The sequence below is a fragment of the Pseudomonas sp. NY15435 genome (genome assembly GCF_048068295.1).
Lineage (GTDB): Bacteria > Pseudomonadota > Gammaproteobacteria > Pseudomonadales > Pseudomonadaceae > Pseudomonas.
The window spans coordinates 56,764-72,737 of the sequence record NZ_JBLUQA010000010.1 but is presented as its reverse complement, the minus strand read 5'-3'; the positions used below and the strand labels follow the sequence as shown (position 1 = coordinate 72,737).

General features: G+C 57.4%; 11 protein-coding genes. 2 read left to right on the top strand and 9 right to left on the bottom strand.

The annotated features are described in order from the left end of the window. The first annotated feature begins 234 nt into the window (after positions 1-234). A complete protein-coding gene (locus tag ACNFH5_RS22315) occupies positions 235-2,655 on the top strand; it encodes an autotransporter outer membrane beta-barrel domain-containing protein (RefSeq protein WP_416749757.1) in 2,421 nt (806 codons plus the stop codon). 408 nt (positions 2,656-3,063) lie between these two features. Here the strand turns inward: ACNFH5_RS22315 and ACNFH5_RS22310 are convergent, their stop codons facing one another. Both ACNFH5_RS22310 and ACNFH5_RS22305 read right to left on the bottom strand, forming a co-directional pair. Further along, on the bottom strand, positions 3,064-4,236 hold the full coding sequence (locus tag ACNFH5_RS22310) for an alkene reductase (protein WP_416749755.1): 1,173 nt from the start codon (positions 4,234-4,236) through the stop codon (positions 3,064-3,066). A gap of 18 nt (positions 4,237-4,254) precedes the next feature. Continuing rightward, positions 4,255-4,671: a hypothetical protein gene (locus tag ACNFH5_RS22305; RefSeq protein WP_416749753.1), complete on the bottom strand. Its 417-nt coding sequence runs from the start codon at positions 4,669-4,671 to the stop codon at positions 4,255-4,257. A 104-nt stretch (positions 4,672-4,775) separates the two neighbouring features. Between ACNFH5_RS22305 and ACNFH5_RS22300 the strand changes: the two genes are divergently transcribed. Beyond that, complete coding sequence (locus ACNFH5_RS22300; protein ID WP_416749751.1) at positions 4,776-5,702, top strand: LysR family transcriptional regulator; 927 nt, start codon at positions 4,776-4,778, stop codon at positions 5,700-5,702. Positions 5,703-6,170: 468 nt separating this feature from the next. Here ACNFH5_RS22300 and ACNFH5_RS22295 read toward each other — a convergent pair whose 3' ends face one another. From ACNFH5_RS22295 to ACNFH5_RS22265, 7 genes are all read right to left on the bottom strand, one after another. Then, a complete protein-coding gene (locus ACNFH5_RS22295) occupies positions 6,171-6,572 on the bottom strand; it encodes a hypothetical protein (RefSeq protein WP_416749749.1) in 402 nt (133 codons plus the stop codon). A gap of 2 nt (positions 6,573-6,574) precedes the next feature. Further along, positions 6,575-8,578: an integrase gene (locus ACNFH5_RS22290; RefSeq protein ID WP_416749747.1), complete on the bottom strand. Its 2,004-nt coding sequence runs from the start codon at positions 8,576-8,578 to the stop codon at positions 6,575-6,577. Beyond that, the gene (locus ACNFH5_RS22285; RefSeq protein WP_416749745.1) at positions 8,571-10,085 is read right to left on the bottom strand and encodes a site-specific integrase; all 1,515 of its coding nucleotides are present in this window, start codon (positions 10,083-10,085) and stop codon (positions 8,571-8,573) included. The genes ACNFH5_RS22290 and ACNFH5_RS22285 overlap by 8 nt, the downstream gene beginning before the upstream one ends. Then, positions 10,082-11,299 (bottom strand): tyrosine-type recombinase/integrase, encoded by a 1,218-nt coding sequence (locus ACNFH5_RS22280; RefSeq protein WP_416749743.1) that lies wholly within the window; start codon positions 11,297-11,299, stop codon positions 10,082-10,084. The genes ACNFH5_RS22285 and ACNFH5_RS22280 overlap by 4 nt, the downstream gene beginning before the upstream one ends. A gap of 140 nt (positions 11,300-11,439) precedes the next feature. Then, the gene (locus ACNFH5_RS22275; protein WP_416749741.1) at positions 11,440-13,767 is read right to left on the bottom strand and encodes a TonB-dependent receptor; all 2,328 of its coding nucleotides are present in this window, start codon (positions 13,765-13,767) and stop codon (positions 11,440-11,442) included. Between the two features lie 151 nt (positions 13,768-13,918). Then, positions 13,919-14,971 carry an AraC family transcriptional regulator gene (locus tag ACNFH5_RS22270; protein WP_416749739.1) on the bottom strand — a complete coding sequence of 351 codons (1,053 nt, stop codon included), beginning with the start codon at positions 14,969-14,971 and terminating at the stop codon, positions 13,919-13,921. A 187-nt stretch (positions 14,972-15,158) separates the two neighbouring features. Continuing rightward, positions 15,159-15,902 carry a class I SAM-dependent DNA methyltransferase gene (locus ACNFH5_RS22265; RefSeq protein WP_416749737.1) on the bottom strand — a complete coding sequence of 248 codons (744 nt, stop codon included), beginning with the start codon at positions 15,900-15,902 and terminating at the stop codon, positions 15,159-15,161. Between the last annotated feature and the right edge of the window lie 72 nt (positions 15,903-15,974).

Below are 15,974 nucleotides of genomic sequence, written 5' to 3'. Positions count from 1 at the left end.
TTGAGTCGCTTATGAGCGGCCACCTCCTCGCCTTGAACCCAGGTATGGGATCGTAAGAGCTCCTGCAGCACTACTCTTGATGAGGTCAAAGAGGCTGGACGAGTACTGGCAAAAAGCAACCGCCAACCGAGTGCGTGATGGTGAGTCAGGTGCCAAGGTGCATCTGGAATTTCTTGTGATTCATACACTTCAAGCTAAGCTAATCGAAGTTTTCGTTCGGATGGGGCGCGCCGTTTGTCAAGTGGTTTCAGTTGGCGCAATCTGAAGATCGCGGATATTGCTAGCAGCTCTCAAAGGATAGAGAAGGGCATTCTGAATATGAAGATAAAATCTTGCAGTACTACGAGGAATGGTTCAAAACCTCTCGTCAACGCACTGGCAATTGGCGTAACCGTTGCCTACATGCAAGCTGCACACTCACAGACATTAACGTGGGGAGGCTCTGGCGCTACCACACAAACGTCAGATTATTCTTCGCAAAGCAACTGGTCGAAAAGCACCTCCAACATAACGCCTAGCAGTCCAGGCGATATCGCCATTTTCACGAACGCAGGTAGCAGTAGCGTCGATGTAAGCTCACGAATCGCCCCTACCACCTGGCAGTTTTTCTCCTCCAAAGACTTTGTATTCACAGGGTCAGACGTAAATTTTGATGCAGTTGGCGCGGTTCCACGTGGGATATTGATAGCATCTTCCTCAAGCGGAACTATCTCTATTGCCAACAATATTCAAGGTGCCGGAGTGAATATTGCTGTTGGCGGAAATACTGGCTTGATTCTGAGCGGAAATAATACATTCAGCGGTACAGTAAATATATTTACTGGTTCGACACTGTCTATCGTGAACGGCGCGCTACCCTCGACCGGGGTAGTGCTCACTTTATCAGGTGGCACATTGAATACCAGGGAGTCAATTGCGCTGGCGAATTCTGTAGTACTCACTGATCAAGACGGTATTTTCACCCAGATTGCCGGAACTAGCCTCACCCTCGACCAGCTAGCCTCGGGGCCAGGCGGGATCACTCAAGCAGGGCCAGGGACGCTGATTCTCAATGCTGCCAACTCCTACGTCGGTGCGACCTTTGTCAACGGAGGGAGTCTTCTGGTAAATGGCAGCATTGTAGACTCGGGGGCTTTGAATGTTGCCCAAGGTGGTTTGGTTGGTGGTATCGGAACTCTGCCCGTAACCTTTGTCGATGGCACTATTGCGCCCGGGAAAAGCTCCGGGCAAATCGGTACTCTTGCAGTGAGTGGAGCTCTAACGCTGGCCGATACCAGTATCTATCAAGTCGAGATTGGCGCGTCAGGTGTAAGTGATCTTATCCGCGTTGATGGTGCGGCGATCCTTAATGGCGGCGGAGTGAACATTGCCAATACCAATCCTGTATTCACGGCAGGATCTACTTACACCATCCTTACGGCTACTGAAGGGGTCAGTGGAACATTCGGCAACCCAGTGCAACACTTGCCATTGGTCGATCTGTCTCTATCCTATGATATCAATAACGTCTACTTCAACGTCACGCCGAATCAAGCCACTATTCCCAGCGTGATCCAGCCGAGCAATCCAAGCTCGACTCAAGTCCAAACGGCTGCTGCGGTTCAGTCTTTGCCGATTGTAGACACATTACGGGGTGCCGTTCTTGTTCAGCCGACCGTTGCAGATATTTCCAGCGCCCTCGACCAGCTTTCCGGACAGACATACGCATCCGCTCGCTCAACCTTCATAGAGGACAGTCGATTTATACGTGACGCAATCAATGACCGGCTCACGACCCCTGTAGCAACGGAGTATCTAGGCAATGAACTGTATGTGGCAAACTGGATCGATGGATCCTTCTGGCTAAAGGGATTTGGTTCTTGGGCAGACCGCGACGAAGCCCATGGCGCCGCCGAACTTAAGCGAAATATCGGTGGTATGTTTTTCGGGGCTGATAGGCCAGTCAATGAGAATGTCATAGCTGGACTCTCTGTCGGCTACTCTCGCTCTCGAATAGATATCGATGATCGACACTCCACTTTGGATAGCGATAATTATACGCTGGCTGCATACAGTGGCGCTCATTTCGGTGCATGGCGAACCCGCATGGGAGCTGCTTATACTTGGAGCAACATCGACGCCGAGCGCGACGTCAGTTTCACCGGACTTAACGACACCTTGAAGTCCGATTACTCTGCCGATACCGGGCAGATTTTTGGCGAATTAGGCCGTCAATCCGACTTGGGTAGTTTATTGATGGAGCCTTTCCTTGGATTGGCATGGGTAAATCTAGATTCGGACGGATTTACTGAAAAAGGTGGGGCTGCGGCGCTCAAGGTTGACCACAGCAGCGATAATGTGACCTTTAGTACCCTCGGCCTGAGAGCTTCCGGCACACTTGCCATAGTCAATGACATGCAATTGAGCGCCAAGAGCATGCTCGGTTGGCGGCATGCTTTCGGTGATCGCGACCCAAGTGATGACGTGCGCTTTATTTCCGGAGGGTCAGCATTCGGTGTTGATGGGCTTCCGGTCGCACAAAACTCTGCCGTGCTTGATGCAGGCGTGGAGTTGGCTATTTCCGCTGGAGTGAGGCTTGGCGCGTCTTACAGCGGTCAAATTGGTGATGGTGCAAAAGATAGCGGTGTCAACTCTCAACTGTCTTTAGAGTTTTAAGGGAATAACAATAACCTCATAACTAAATCCGCAATCTGCCGATTACTTTTGTGCCGAAGTAGCCAGCAGATAAGTATTGGAATTGGAAAGCCAAAATTTAAGCTATTACTGTTTCTGTCGGCCACTGCTGTAGATTAGCTTTTTTTGCTTCCAGCCTCTCTATGGAACAATTTCAGCCGTTTCCAACAGGCAGCTATTGGCCGGCTGCTGACGCTGGTAAGAGGCAGCTACCGAGCCGAAGCGGGCATCGTGGTCTGCAGTGCTCGTCGTGTGCGGCATTAGGCGGCACCCGCTGGATCGGCGCGAAGCCATGGGCTTCCCTGGCAAATCTATGACGCCGCGTTCGGCGGCGTCTGGATTCAGTGGGCAGGGGACGCCTTCCTCGGCGCCGCCCCTGGCCCGTGCCGACTATGACTCGGCCTGGGTGGGCAAGCTTTCCTGGACGGCCGAAGGTCGAGATGTCCCGTCGTCGATAGCGAGCTCTTCGGCGTAGGTCGCGTAGTCGCTGTAGCCTTTCTCGTTGCCACCGAACAACTTCGTGGGATCGAATGAAGCCAGCGGCCAATGGTTCAGCAAGCGAGCAGGAAGGTCAGGGTTGGCGACGAAGGGGCGGCCAAAGGCGATCAGGTCGACCAGTCCTGCCTGCAGTAGGGCCTCGGCACTGGCCTGGTCGTATCGACCGGCGACGATGATCGCGCCGCCGAATACCCGACGCAGATCGTGGCGAAACTGTTCCGGAATCTGTGGCGCATCGTCCCAGTCGGCTTCGGCCAAGTGGATATAGGCGATTCCCAGGCCTCCTAGGCGCTCGCTTGCCAGCAGAATGGTGGGGATCACGTCCGGGCAATCCATACCTCGCGCAGTGATGTAGGGCGCGAGGCGTACGCCGGTGCGCTCTGCACCGATCTCGTCGGCCACGGCGGCCACGATCTCCAGGAGGAAGCGGATGCGGTTCTCGCGGGAGCCACCATAGTCATCTTCGCGTCGATTGGAGGTGGTGCGCAGGAACTGGTCGATCAGATAACCGTTGCCGGCGTGAATCTCGACACCATCGAAGCCGGCCTCCCGCGCATTGCGGGCGGCCTTGCGATAGTCCTCGATGACGGCCTGGATGTCCTGCCCACTAAGGGCGCGTGGCTCACTCACATCGACCATCCGGCCTACGCCGTCATCACCCACCACCCAGACCTGGGCGTCGGCACGCAGGGCCGAGGGTGCAACCGGATAGCCATCGGCCTGGAAGCTCGAATGGGACATGCGGCCGACGTGCCACAACTGCTGGAACATGCGACCTCCACGCGCATGCACCGCCTCGGTTACCAGCCGCCAGCCGCTGATCTGCTCGGCACTGTAGATACCTGGCGTGAAGCTGTAGCCCTTGCCCTGTGGGCTGATTTGCGTCGCCTCGCTGACGATCAGGCCCGCACTCGCTCGCTGGGCGTAATAGGTTGCCATCAGCCCGTTGGGGATGTCCCCGGGCTGGTCGCTGCGCGAGCGGGTCATGGGCGCCATGACGATGCGGTTGGGCAGCGTGAGCCGGCCAAGTTGAAAGGCGGTGAAGAGAGCGGAATGACTTTGCATGTTCAGGGCTCCATGGGCTCAGGCGGGCGCCTGCTGGTTTTGTTGGTAATCGTGGGTGATTTCAACTTCGCGACCTGGCATGGGCGTATCCAGCTCCAGTACCAGTCCTCCGGGTAGCGTCACGAAGATCTGACAGGTCATCTCCTGCGGCACGACAGCGACCCGGTAATGCAGTCCGCTGGCTCGCACGCGTTCGAGCACGGCGCTCGCCGGATGGTTGGTACGCAGCGCCAGGTGGCTGAGCTGCGCGTCGTGGAGGTCGTCGCGTTGGATCAGATGCACCAGTGCCTGGTCGTCCTGATACAGCCATTCACCAGGAAACGGGAACGGCGGGCGCGGCCCCGGCGCGACGCCGAGGAGTGTCTCCAGCGAGGCTTGCAATACGCCGCTGGGGGTGTTGAAGGCGATGTGGTCGAACTGGAGATCAAGGGACACGATCGAGTCCTCGATGGAATGTGAATCGGTGTAGCTATCATCGATGTTTGAAAAAAAGAGAAAAACAGGCTTAATCCAGAATCACTTTTAAAGAAAACTTATAAATGAGCTCCCTATTCGACCTTGAGGTATTCGTCCGTACGGCAGAGGCGGGAAGCCTGTCGGCGGCGGCCCGCCTGCTGGACATCAGCCCGGCTGCCGCCAGCATGTCGCTCAAGCGCCTGGAGTCGCGCCTGGGGGCGCGGTTGTTCGCCAGGTCGACACGGCAGCAGCGTCTGACTTCTGAAGGGGAGCGCTATCTGGAGGCTGCCCGTCTTGCGCTCGGGGCACTGGAGGAGGGGGAGCGAGCGCTCAGGTCTGGCTCGCACGGCCTGGCAGGAGTGCTGCAACTGGCCGCGCCCTCCGATTTCGGACGCAGCGTGCTGCTGGGTTGGTTGGACGAGCTACGGGTAGCCAATCCTCGATTGCAACTGCACTTGCTGTTGAACGATCAGCCGAATGATCCGTTCCGCGAGCCTGTGGACGTGGCGTTGCGCTTTGGCGTGCCGGAGGATTCCAGCCTGGTGGCGCTGCCAGTCCTGGAGACGCATCACCGTGTCGCCTGCGCCAGTCCGGAGTATCTGGCGCGCCATGGGGTGCCACAATCGCCTCAGGATCTGGTGAGCCATCGGGCAGTGGTCTATCAACGTCACGGCCGTCCTTACAATCTGTGGCGTTTCACTCGAGACGCCGAGACTCTGGAGGTAAGGGTGGATGGCGACTATCGCTGCGATGACGGCGAAGTGGCGCGGCGATGGGCGCTGTCTGGCAACGGCATTGTTTACAAGGCTTGGCTGGATGTCGCAGCCGACATCCAGGCCAAGCGCCTGACACCACTGTTCGAAGGCTGGCAGGGAGAATCCGTTCCGGTTTACCTGCTGTGCCCGCACCGGGCCCAACTCAGCGAACGGGTCAGGGTACTGCAGGCTTTTCTGCGGGAGCGCTGTAGCGCATTGGGTTGCACAATTACACAGCGATCTGACGAGGATTGATGCACGCTACCTGACGATGGTCGCTTAGCCAGCGACTGTTTCTGACCGATCTCCGCCGCTGGTGAGGGGCAGCGACCGACCCATAGCGGACATCCTCACCCCAAACGGCACGCCTCTGCATGCTGCAGCTCAGACCGCCCTTGGCTGGATCAGGGCGGGGCTCACGTGAGTTTGCCCTCACCGCTGCAAGGTTGTAGCCGCTTCGGTGTGCCTGGGTAATGCGATGGAAATGACCGCCGCCAACAGGACGAAGGCCGTCGATATCCAGAGGCAAGCCGCCAGGCCATAAGGGGCGTCCTATCGCCCCTTGTGCCCATCTATAAGGGATGTTTTTCCAGCAGCCGGATGCAGAAGACTTTCTTGTATGGCTGCAACTCGATCTCAGCGTAATACACTGACAATTTCTTCGCGCAGTGAGTAGCCCAAATTCGACTTCAGTGGGTGTCACTATTTATATCTTGGTTATGCTTATGACGAGTCTCGGTCAATCCTGGGCAGGTCAGCGTCCAGCTTTTCTTTTGAAATGCCATGCTTATACGCGTTGTATTGCCATTTTATAAAGCGCACCAAAAGCTCAGAGTTTTCGGATTTTAGGCGGTCAATTTCGCTTTCCAAGCGCCTGATACGTTGTTCTGCAATGCGTAAGCTTGGAGGCCTTTTTGACGGAACGAAACCATCCTTCTGCTGGCCTTTCTTGTGTCCGAACGCGGTTTTTATTCGGGCATGCGAGTTGAGTGTCTGCCGAGTAGGTCGCGTTCCAATCATAGGTAGCGCTGCATCACACAGTATTTCCCATGTCAGCTTCCCTTCCCAAGAATCGATTAGGTTGATTAGAGTCACGACGTCTTTGCTGGTCAAATGTTTAGCCAATGCTACATCCCCAAGAGCGACCGAAGTTCATCAAGGTCCGGTGTGGTTGAGACGTCCGCGAGTTTTGGAGTAGCTGACCGAGCGGCAATCTCGCGCCTCAGAGGGCTGAACTCCTGATCGACACCCAAACGAATTACCGAGCCATCAGCAATGTCTGATGACTCCAAAATCGCGATAAGCTGTTCGACTCTCTCCAGTGTCTTATGCTGATGTAGACTCCAGCGGTTTGCACCATAGACGCCATCTTCGCAGGCTTCCTGGGCCTTTCTGAGCTGTAAACGAATTCCATCACGCTGCGATTTTAGGCGCTCCAGTTTTCCATCATCCCCCTTGATGCAGACATGCTCGGTACAGTTTAAGCAGTCTCGATGCTTCTGACAGGGCAGCATGGAGAAATCATGCACACAAAAGCCGTACACAGTTACATGAGCAATGCCATCGCCCAATGCCTCTAAGTCAGAAAGACTGACTGGAGCATTGATCTTGATTTTTTCAAGTAGATTACCTATCCCTGCTTGTCGGGAAAGTTCAACGTACTCGTCGTCAGTCATGTGATTGTACGTTGGATTCTGGTGAATGTTAGCTCGGCCAGACCACCTAGCAATATCGAGTTGTCCGAGATTTCCACGCTGTGCCGCTGTATTCAAGAAGTGGCGAATCTGGTGTGAGTTCATGCGAATGGCAGACTTGTCCGGATACGTGTAGCCATGGCGCTCCCAGATGCTTCGGGACTTCTTTGTTCCCCTGAGGTAAAGTCCCACTACACCAGTCGACGGAGTCCAAGGCGAAATTGGACTTGTATTTAAGCCCTCGCGAAACTCAAGAGAACGAAAGCAATAGAGTGCATTCGAATATTTTAGGTGGCGCTTTTTGTTCTTCCAGGGCCATCCTTTAGGCAGCCGACTATGACAATATGTGTTCAGGAACGCCAAGGTTAATGGTTCATTGTTGGCGCGTAGTGTTTGATAGGGCAGATAATCTTCAAAATATTCCTGAAGGGCTTGTTTGTAGATTTTGGATTTCAGGCCGAGCGCGGCACATGCCTGTTTTTCCGTGAGCGAATCATTCTCACCGACCTCCGGGCACTCGGCATGCCGATAAAACTTATCAGGATTTTCTTCGTACCATTTTGCAAGCTTGCGACCTTCGGCCGACAGCTCGGAAAGACGACGCACGGCCTCACGTGCAATATCGTTGAAATCAGAAGGTATATACTTGATGTCAGAGCCGTAACCCTTGCCAGCATAAAATCTCAGCCCCAGGCATTCTTTACCTTTGCTATCGCGCTCTGTGTGCAGGCAGTTCACCGGGAGGTCTAGAACTTCTGATATGCGCGATGGGGCGCACATCAACAAGGCAAAAGTAGAAGTAATAAATCGATCTTTAGGAACTTGCAGGTCATTGGCAAACATTTCCGCCATGAACTCCAAGCAAGCCCCGTCTGGTAGCTTAGTCGCGCGTAGCTTTAGAGATTTGGTGTTGGAATTGCGCGTCGCGTTTCGGGAGGCTATTGGGCATTGCCAGCTCAGTTCGTGAGGTATGATGCCGCTTTCCCCAAGAAACTTGACTAATTTGGTCAACTCAATTCCAGTCAAATAGGCGCTTGATGTGTATGCCTCCCGCGCAATCTCCGCTGCCGCATCCATGACATGATGATCTGTCTGCGTGATATCCGCTTTGCCCTTGGTCTGAAGGAGCGCCTTTTCAATGCAGCGAACAGCCGACAATTCCTTGTGCTTGTTTTCTGTTGGTCGATGCCCTTGCTGATAGCGCACAAAGGCTTTTGCGAACTGAATAATGTCAGCGGATAATAGCTGATCATCAGTGAATGCTCGACCTCGCGTGCCGAGTTTTGTGAAATTACAAACGCCAGGCCACTTATTGCTATCCCAGTCTAGATCGGCACCAAATACCGTGAGCCGATCACGACACACCGCAATGAACTCGTCTAGGTTTATTTTGCAGTTACGGTCGTGCTTCCGAGTAAACAAGAGAACTTCAGTCACGACTCATCCCGCATTTCATCGAATTGCAACGGTTAATCACATCACTGACCGCTAAAATCAGGCGGTCGTTGATCGCGGCGATTTTTCTGTCCTGTGTCTGCTCCAGTATGCTGTCACGTTCCAGAATCAATCGATCTAGGACGGCCTCATGAGGGCCATCTAACCAGGGCTGGAAATACTTGCAGGAATAACAAGCCATGGGTGCCAGGGCATTGCAGAATCCATAACTGCCACAGGTGCCAAGGTTTTCTGTCTCATTCGAAATACGGCTGGAGGGGTCGGAGCCGCGCGAAGCTTCACTTTCAGCTTTAACCAGAATTCCCCGGAACGCCTGAGCCAATGGGGCCAGTTGCAAGGCTACCGCTTTATCAATGCGCTCAACAATTTCCGGGATATTTCGTACATAGACGCCGACATTTTGTGTGTCTGAGTGATCTAGCGCCTCGGCAATGATATATACACCTTTACCCTCGCGAGCAAGATTGGTTCCTAAGGTATAGCGAAAGCGGTTTGGATTTAGATGAACCGGCTGTCCAGTACGCTCGCTAATCACATTAACCGCTTTCTCAACCCGCGCCATCGCACGACGTACCGAATCATTGGGGACATGTAAACGATCACCAATGAGCTGTTCTTTCAGTTCGGACTGGACGTCGAACGCTTTCCAGGCCGGAAACAACGGCAAATCGGGTGCCAACTCTTCTGGTATTTCAGTCCCCATGCGGTGGGCAAATGTTTGCTTAACTGTCAGTACCTGCTGCTGCAGAAGCAGCCATAAGTCTTCTGCAATTTCTAGCTTTTTGAATGTGCTACGCCAAGGCTGGTTACGCTGTTTGGCACGCGGGAAATTAATGAAGTACCTGTTCGGCTGTTCGATCAGGTCAATCAGCTTCAATCCGGTAATTTGGGCCGGACGTCGCCCGGTCATGATCAGAGTCATTGCGTAACACGCGTCGGTTAGCTCCAGGCGATTCTCGCTGTATGCCGTGATGATCGTTGCAATAACGCCTTCCATTTCGATATCGGTCAATGGCCCCCTGTCCGGGCACATGGACTGAACGGCATACCCCTTCTCATTGCCTTTGAGCGTCCATTTATCCAGCAGCACAAGGGCTTCGCTGGGAATACCGGTATACCCAAGAGCAACCCATTGCCTGACGAAGCCACGCAGCGTTCCCAAATACCATTCGGTCTTTGTATCCAACGTAGAGCGATAGGAAATCAAGGATTCAACACTGAACGGAGACTGCTCGACGGTTGATTCGAGGTAGTCCTTGCAGCGATAAAACAAATTCTGAAGGTGTGAAGGAGAGCTAGATTTTGCGTAAAAGGCAAATACATTCCGAAACGCTAGGTACTTGTCGATGCTCAGCTTGTCGGTTAGCGAGGAAATTGGAATATCCACATCCTTGCTCAGCTTCCAGCGTTCATCACTCAGATTGACCCGATAACCTTCGCGAGAGTAGAACTCTTGGGCGGCCGATGCTTCTACTGCAGGCATGTTCATGCGTTGCTTTCCTTCTGTCCTTTCCGCAATTTCTTGTTTTGCAGTTCAAGCACAGCTTTGCGGGCTTGTTCTTTAATGTGCCTACGATTGTAGGTTGCGGCGGTGCCCGAAGTTTCACTCCACCCCATCAGGTATGAACGGACCTTTTCCTCGCGCTCGGGCGTCATGCTCTGTGCCTCACAAAGTTTCGAGAATGAATAGTTCCAGTGATGGCGCAGTGAATGGGCATGAATGTCGTTGTGGCTATCGATGATATATCTTAATTCGCCCATGAATTTGCCAAACCCGGAATTCGATAACGGCCTCCCCTGCGACGTACCCGCCTTATGGGTTACAAAGAGATAACCGTGCCTCTTGGCACCCGGCACCTTATTGCGATGAGCGAGTACATAGCGATGAATTTGAACTACAAGTTCGGGCATCAGCGGGAACGTACGCTCTCGCGTTTTGACCACAGGCTGATAGACTCTTGTATCTCCCTGTGAATCCGCACGCCTGACTACTTTCAGTGTATTTTTTGCAAAGTCGATATCCTCGACTCTCAAGTTCAGTAATTCCCCACGCCGCAGTCCTGTTGCGCGCAGAATGGAGAACATCAAAGCGTTGCGAACCTGGGCAGCATATTCATGAACGGGATTCCTCTCCGAACCAGGCTTTAAAGCTGCTTCAAGCGCATCCAGCACCGCGTCATCCAGGTGCTTTTCGTCCCTGTCAACATTGGACTTGGTCGATAGCTTCGGACGGTTGGATTTGATCTGTAAAACCATGCGCTTGATATTTTCACTGCCCTGCGTAGATGGTGCCTGTAACTGAACCGCGAGAAAGCCGAGGTAATCGGCAATCACGGACATGCGCGCGTATTGGTTACTGGTCCCGACTGTTTTGGGGCGATGGGATATCGAAACGACCTTGCTGCCATTCGGGGCAGCCAATGGTTTTTGCATGAAATCGCGTAAGGAATGGACTTCATGAGCATGCAGTAGCTCACCGCGTGAAAAGCGCGGCTCGAGATCAATGCTGTAGTAGCTCAACCAGGCATACAGGGCTTTGATCGCATTGAGTGCGTTCTGGATGGTGTTCACCGCCAACGAGCGCCCGCGCATCTGCACGCTGACGTAGAGTGCCGGGTAGAAAAGAGGCATGCCTGCCTCATCGACAAGCACGGTGAATCGCTCTCCGTTCGACGACTTGATTCTGCGCGCTGACAGCTCCATCGCTGATCTATTCCTTACAATTCTGCATGGTAGGAGATTACATTTTCCCAGCATTGCATTTTTTACACTAGGAGGAACGAGAAACCCCCGCAGAGCGGGGGTTTCAAGCCGAAACATTACAAAGATATCTAAGGTATTACCTAGAAGTCGTAGCGCAGGGTCACGCCGGTGACCCGCGGCTGGCCGGGATAGCCCACATAGAGGCCGTTGGAGGAGGCGATGACCGCCTGGTAGTACTCCTTGTCGAACGCGTTCTTCACCCACAGGGAGGCGTCCAGCAGCCCCTCGCCGACCTCGCGGCGCAGGCCCACCGAGAAGTTGGCCAGGCCGTAACCGGGAATCTTCGACAGGTTCGAGTTGTCCAGCGTGCCCTCGGCTTCGGAGCGGTACGCATAGCTGGCGGTGACGTAGGGTTCGAAACGGTTTTCCAGCTGCCACTTGTATTCGCCGTTGAGGTTGGCGATCCAGCGGGAGGCGCCCATCACGCGTTCGCCGGAGAGGTCGCAGGTGGTTGGTGCGTTGGGCTGGCTGCTGACTTCGGCCGGGCAGGGCGCGTCCTTGAACGACAGGTAGGTGACGTCGTTGAACGAGCCGTTGAAGTTCAGGGTCAGGCCGCGCAGCGGCAACGCCGTGGCCTCGAACTCCACGCCGCGCGAGCGCAGGTCGCCGGCATTGGCCAGCACCTGGTAGCCGGTGAGCGAGCCCGCCGGCTGGTAGTAGGTGGTGGCCTGGTAGCCGGTGATACCGGTCCAGAACAGGTTGGCGTTGAGTTGCAGGCGGCGGTCGAGCAGGGTGCTCTTGAACCCCAGTTCGGCGTCGTTGGCCCGCTCCGGGCCGACCAGCAGGGAGTCGGCGCCGGCGCTGGGCGCACTGCCGACGCTAAGGTTGACCCCGCCGGACTTCTCGCCGTGGGACAGCGAGGCGTAGCCGAGCAGGTTGTCGTCGAACCTGTAGCTCAGGCTGATCAGTGCGGAGGGGGCGGCGTTGTGCAGGCTGAGGTCGCCCGAGTCGTAGGCGCCGGCCTGGCTCGCACGGATGGCCGCCGGAATGCCGCTGACGGCCGCGCCGCCTTCGGGCGCGTGACGTTCGACCTGCGCCTGCTTCTCCTCGTAGGTGCCGCGCAGGCCGAGGGTGAAATCGAGCTTGTCGGTCAGGTGCCAGGTGCCCTGGGAGAACAGGGCGAAACTGTCGGTGTCGATCCAGCCCTTGCTGGTGCTGCTGACGTTGTTCAGCGCGTTGAAGTTGGCGCCGATCAGGTTCAGGTCGGCCAGTGGGCCGAGGTCGACGAAGTAGCGGTTGTTCAGGCTCTGGCGGAAGGCATAGGCGCCCACCACGTAGTCGAAGGCGCCGCCGGTAGGTGAAGCCAGGCGGATTTCCTGGGAGAACTGGCGGTCGTGGATCTCGTAGCCGAGGTCGCTGATCACCGGCACGTCCAGCTCGTCCGAGTCGTTGGCCGGGTTGAAGTGCCAGTAGCGGTAGGCGCTGATGGAGGTGAGGGTGAAGCCGCCGCCCAGCTGCCAGTTGGCTTCCAGCGAACTGGCGTTCTGGTGGACGCTGACGTTCTGCCGGCCATCGATATTGGACTTGCCCTCCACCGGATTGGCGCCAACCAGCGCGGCGCGGCGCCAGAACTGGCTGGAGGCGCCGTAGATCACGCCGCTGCCCTGGCTGGAATTCTCGCTGTTGTACTCGTTGATCCAGCGCAGGCTGAGGTCGTCGTTGGGCTGGAACAGCAGTTGCCCGCGAACGCCTTCGCGCTCGCTGCCGAGCAGGGTGCGGCCATCGGCCAGGTTGTTCAGGTAGCCGTCGTCGCGGGTGCGGTAGAGCGACAGGCGCCCGGCGAGCGTCTCGGTCAGCGGTCCGGAGAAGCTGCCCTTGCCCTGGAAGTAGCCGTTCTCGCCGCCGGAAGTTTCGATGCTGCTTTCCGGGGTGAAGGTCGGCTTGCGCGTGGTGATGTTCAGCACGCCGGCCGTGGTGTTCTTGCCGAACAGGGTGCCTTGTGGGCCGCGCAGCAGGTCGAGCTGCTCGATGTCCATGAGGTCGAACACCGCCATGCCCGGGCGGCCGAGGTAGACGTTGTCCAGGTAGATACCGGCGGAGCCCTCCAGGCCGTCGCTGGCCGGGTTGTTGCCGATGCCGCGTACGGCGATGCTCGACTGGCGCGCATGGATGTAGGCGACGTTGACGCTGGGCAGGGCCTGCTGCAGGTCCTGGACCTTGTAGATGCGTTGCTTGTCGAGGGTGTCGCCGCTGAGCGTGGTGATCGGCGTCGGCACGTCCTGGGCATTTTCTTCACGGCGGCGGGCGGTCACGGTGACGGTCTGCAGGGCGTCAGCGATTGGCTGGTCCTCGGCGGGGGCGCTGGCGGGCTCTTCCGCCACGGCGGCGGCGCTGGCGAGCAGCAGTGCCAGGGTCAGTGGATGCAGCGCCAGGCCGGGGCGGCGGGCGCGCAGAGGGGTTCTTTGCATGGCTTGTCCTTGCAGCAAGGCCGTGGCACACACGGCTGGAAGTCGGCGGAGCGGGGGCTGGTCACCCCTCTGGGGGCCGATGCTAGGCAAGCGGAAGTGAAGGCGATGGGCTTTGGCGGACAATCCATGGTCCGCCGCGGACAGGGCCGCTCTACAGCGCCAGGGCGAACCCGGCACCGGGCCGGGCGGTTGCCGGCTGCTCGACCACGCCCAGCTCACGCTGGCGCCATTGGCCGGGGCTCTGGCCGGTCCAGCGGCGGAAGGCGCGATTGAAGCTGCTGGGCTCGTTGAAGCCCAGGCGATAGCACACCTCGTTGACCGAGCAGTGCGCCTGGCGCAGGTAGCTGAAGGCGAGTTCGCGGCGGGTTTCTTCCAGCAGCTCGCTGAAGCTGGTGGCGTGGCGCAGGAGATGGCGATGCAGGTTGCGCGTGCTCATGCCCAGCTCCGCTGCCACCAGTGATTGCTGCACTTCGCCGCTGGGCAACTGGCGCATGATCGACTGCCGCACCTGCTCGGGCAGGTCGTGCCCGGACAGGCGCTTGAGGTAGTTGTTCAGGCTGCCGTCCAGGGTCTGCGCCAGTTCGCGGTTGCCGCTGCGCAAGGGCACGTCGAGCAGCGACGCGTCGTACTCCACGGCATTGTTTGGCGCGTCGAAGCTCAGGCGCTGGCCGAAGCGTCGCTCCCAGGCCGAGGAATCGGCTGGCCGCGGGCGAACCAGGTGAACGCAACGTACCACGCCCAGGCCCCAGATCGAGGTGGCGTGGTGCAGGCCCGAAGCAAGCAGCGCCTCGGTGGCCATCTGTTCGACCTGGGCGCGGGCGATACGCCGGTAGACCAGGCGGCAGAAGCCCGGGCCTCGCTCCAGGCTCACCTGGCCTGAGGTGCTGACCACCGGGGAAAACCTCACCACACGCTCCAGCGCTTCGCCCACCGTGGCGCTGCTCTGCAGGGCGAAGAGCAGGCCGTGGAAGTCCGTGGGCAGGCTGTGCGCGGCGACTTCCAGACCGAACCCCGGATCACCGGTGGTGCGCTCCACCGCCCGCCAGAGCGCACTCATGCGGTCCAGCGGAATGCGCAGGTTGGCGTCGTGCAACTGCGTCGGGTCTATGCCGGCGGTGCGCAGCAATGGCTGGGGATCGTGCCCGTGGGCGCGCAGAGCGCGGGCGATGACCTGGGCCCAGGTCGCAATGGTATCGGCATGCATGTGCGCTACTCGTTGGGCTATCTGCCGGGTGCGCGACGCGCTGGCGCCGTTGGTCGTACGGTAGCTGTCGTCGAAGTCGAGACAGCATGATCGGTATTTTTCTATAACTCCTGAAGGAATTGTTTTTGTTATTTAAATAACCATAAGAAATAAAAAGGGCGTGGCGCCGCCACCTCGCAGCGCTCTCTCAGCGCTTCACGCAGACGAACAAGGCATTGCCGGAACTGCCGGCCCAGGGCGTGATCCGCTCGTAGTCGTGTTCGAACATCTGCACCTCGAAGAGCGGCTCCAGCAGTCGCTGCAGCTCGGCGAAGGTCAGTGCGACCATCGCGTGTTCGTCCTGCCAGGCCTGGGTCTCGCCGGCTGTGGTCTTCTCGATGCTCAGGCGCAACGCCTGCTGCTCGCCCGCGCCGCTGTAGTACCAGCCCGAGCCGAAGGTGAACTGGCTGCCTTCGTGCTGTACCGAATGACGTACGAAGGAGCTGTTGTCGATCAGGCCCTTGTCCACGCTGTTGAAGCACAACACCCCGTCGTCCGCGAGAGCACCGTGCACGCTCGCCAGGCACGCCTGCAGCTGCTCCACGCCAGGGTTGTAGTGGATCGAGTAGAGGAAGCAGGTGATCAGATCCTGCGGCTCGTCGACGCGGAAGCTCGCCATGTCCTGCCGGCTGAAGTGCGCCTCGGGGCAGCGCTGCCGGGCGATGTCCAGCATTGGCTGGTTGATGTCCAGGCCGGCGCTGCGGTAGCCGAAGTCGAGGAAGTGGCGCACGTGCGGCCCGGTCCCGCAGGCGAGGTCCAGGTGCCGCTCCCCCTGGTTGCCGAACAGCTGGTGCAGGCGGCGCACACAGTGGCTCTGCGCCTGGTAGTCGATGTCGGCGCACATCAGGTCGTAGTAGGAGGACAGGTCGGTGTACAGCGCGTTGGAGGACATAGGCAGCCAGGCAAAGGGTTCGCCGCAGGTTTGGGCGCGGCATGGTACATCAGCTGTGGGTCAGTCCTGCGG

Bases quoted from the DNA above. Each gene is read 5' to 3' on its own strand.
- ACNFH5_RS22285 (WP_416749745.1), bottom strand. From the start codon at position 10,085: ATGAACATGCCTGCAGTAGAAGCATCGGCCGCCCAAGAGTTCTACTCT.
- ACNFH5_RS22300 (WP_416749751.1), top strand. From the start codon at position 4,776: ATGAGCTCCCTATTCGACCTTGAGGTATTCGTCCGTACGGCAGAGGCG.
- ACNFH5_RS22275 (WP_416749741.1), bottom strand. From the start codon at position 13,767: ATGCAAAGAACCCCTCTGCGCGCCCGCCGCCCCGGCCTGGCGCTGCAT.
- ACNFH5_RS22270 (WP_416749739.1), bottom strand. From the start codon at position 14,971: ATGCATGCCGATACCATTGCGACCTGGGCCCAGGTCATCGCCCGCGCT.
- ACNFH5_RS22280 (WP_416749743.1), bottom strand. From the start codon at position 11,299: ATGGAGCTGTCAGCGCGCAGAATCAAGTCGTCGAACGGAGAGCGATTC.
- ACNFH5_RS22265 (WP_416749737.1), bottom strand. From the start codon at position 15,902: ATGTCCTCCAACGCGCTGTACACCGACCTGTCCTCCTACTACGACCTG.
- ACNFH5_RS22310 (WP_416749755.1), bottom strand. From the start codon at position 4,236: ATGCAAAGTCATTCCGCTCTCTTCACCGCCTTTCAACTTGGCCGGCTC.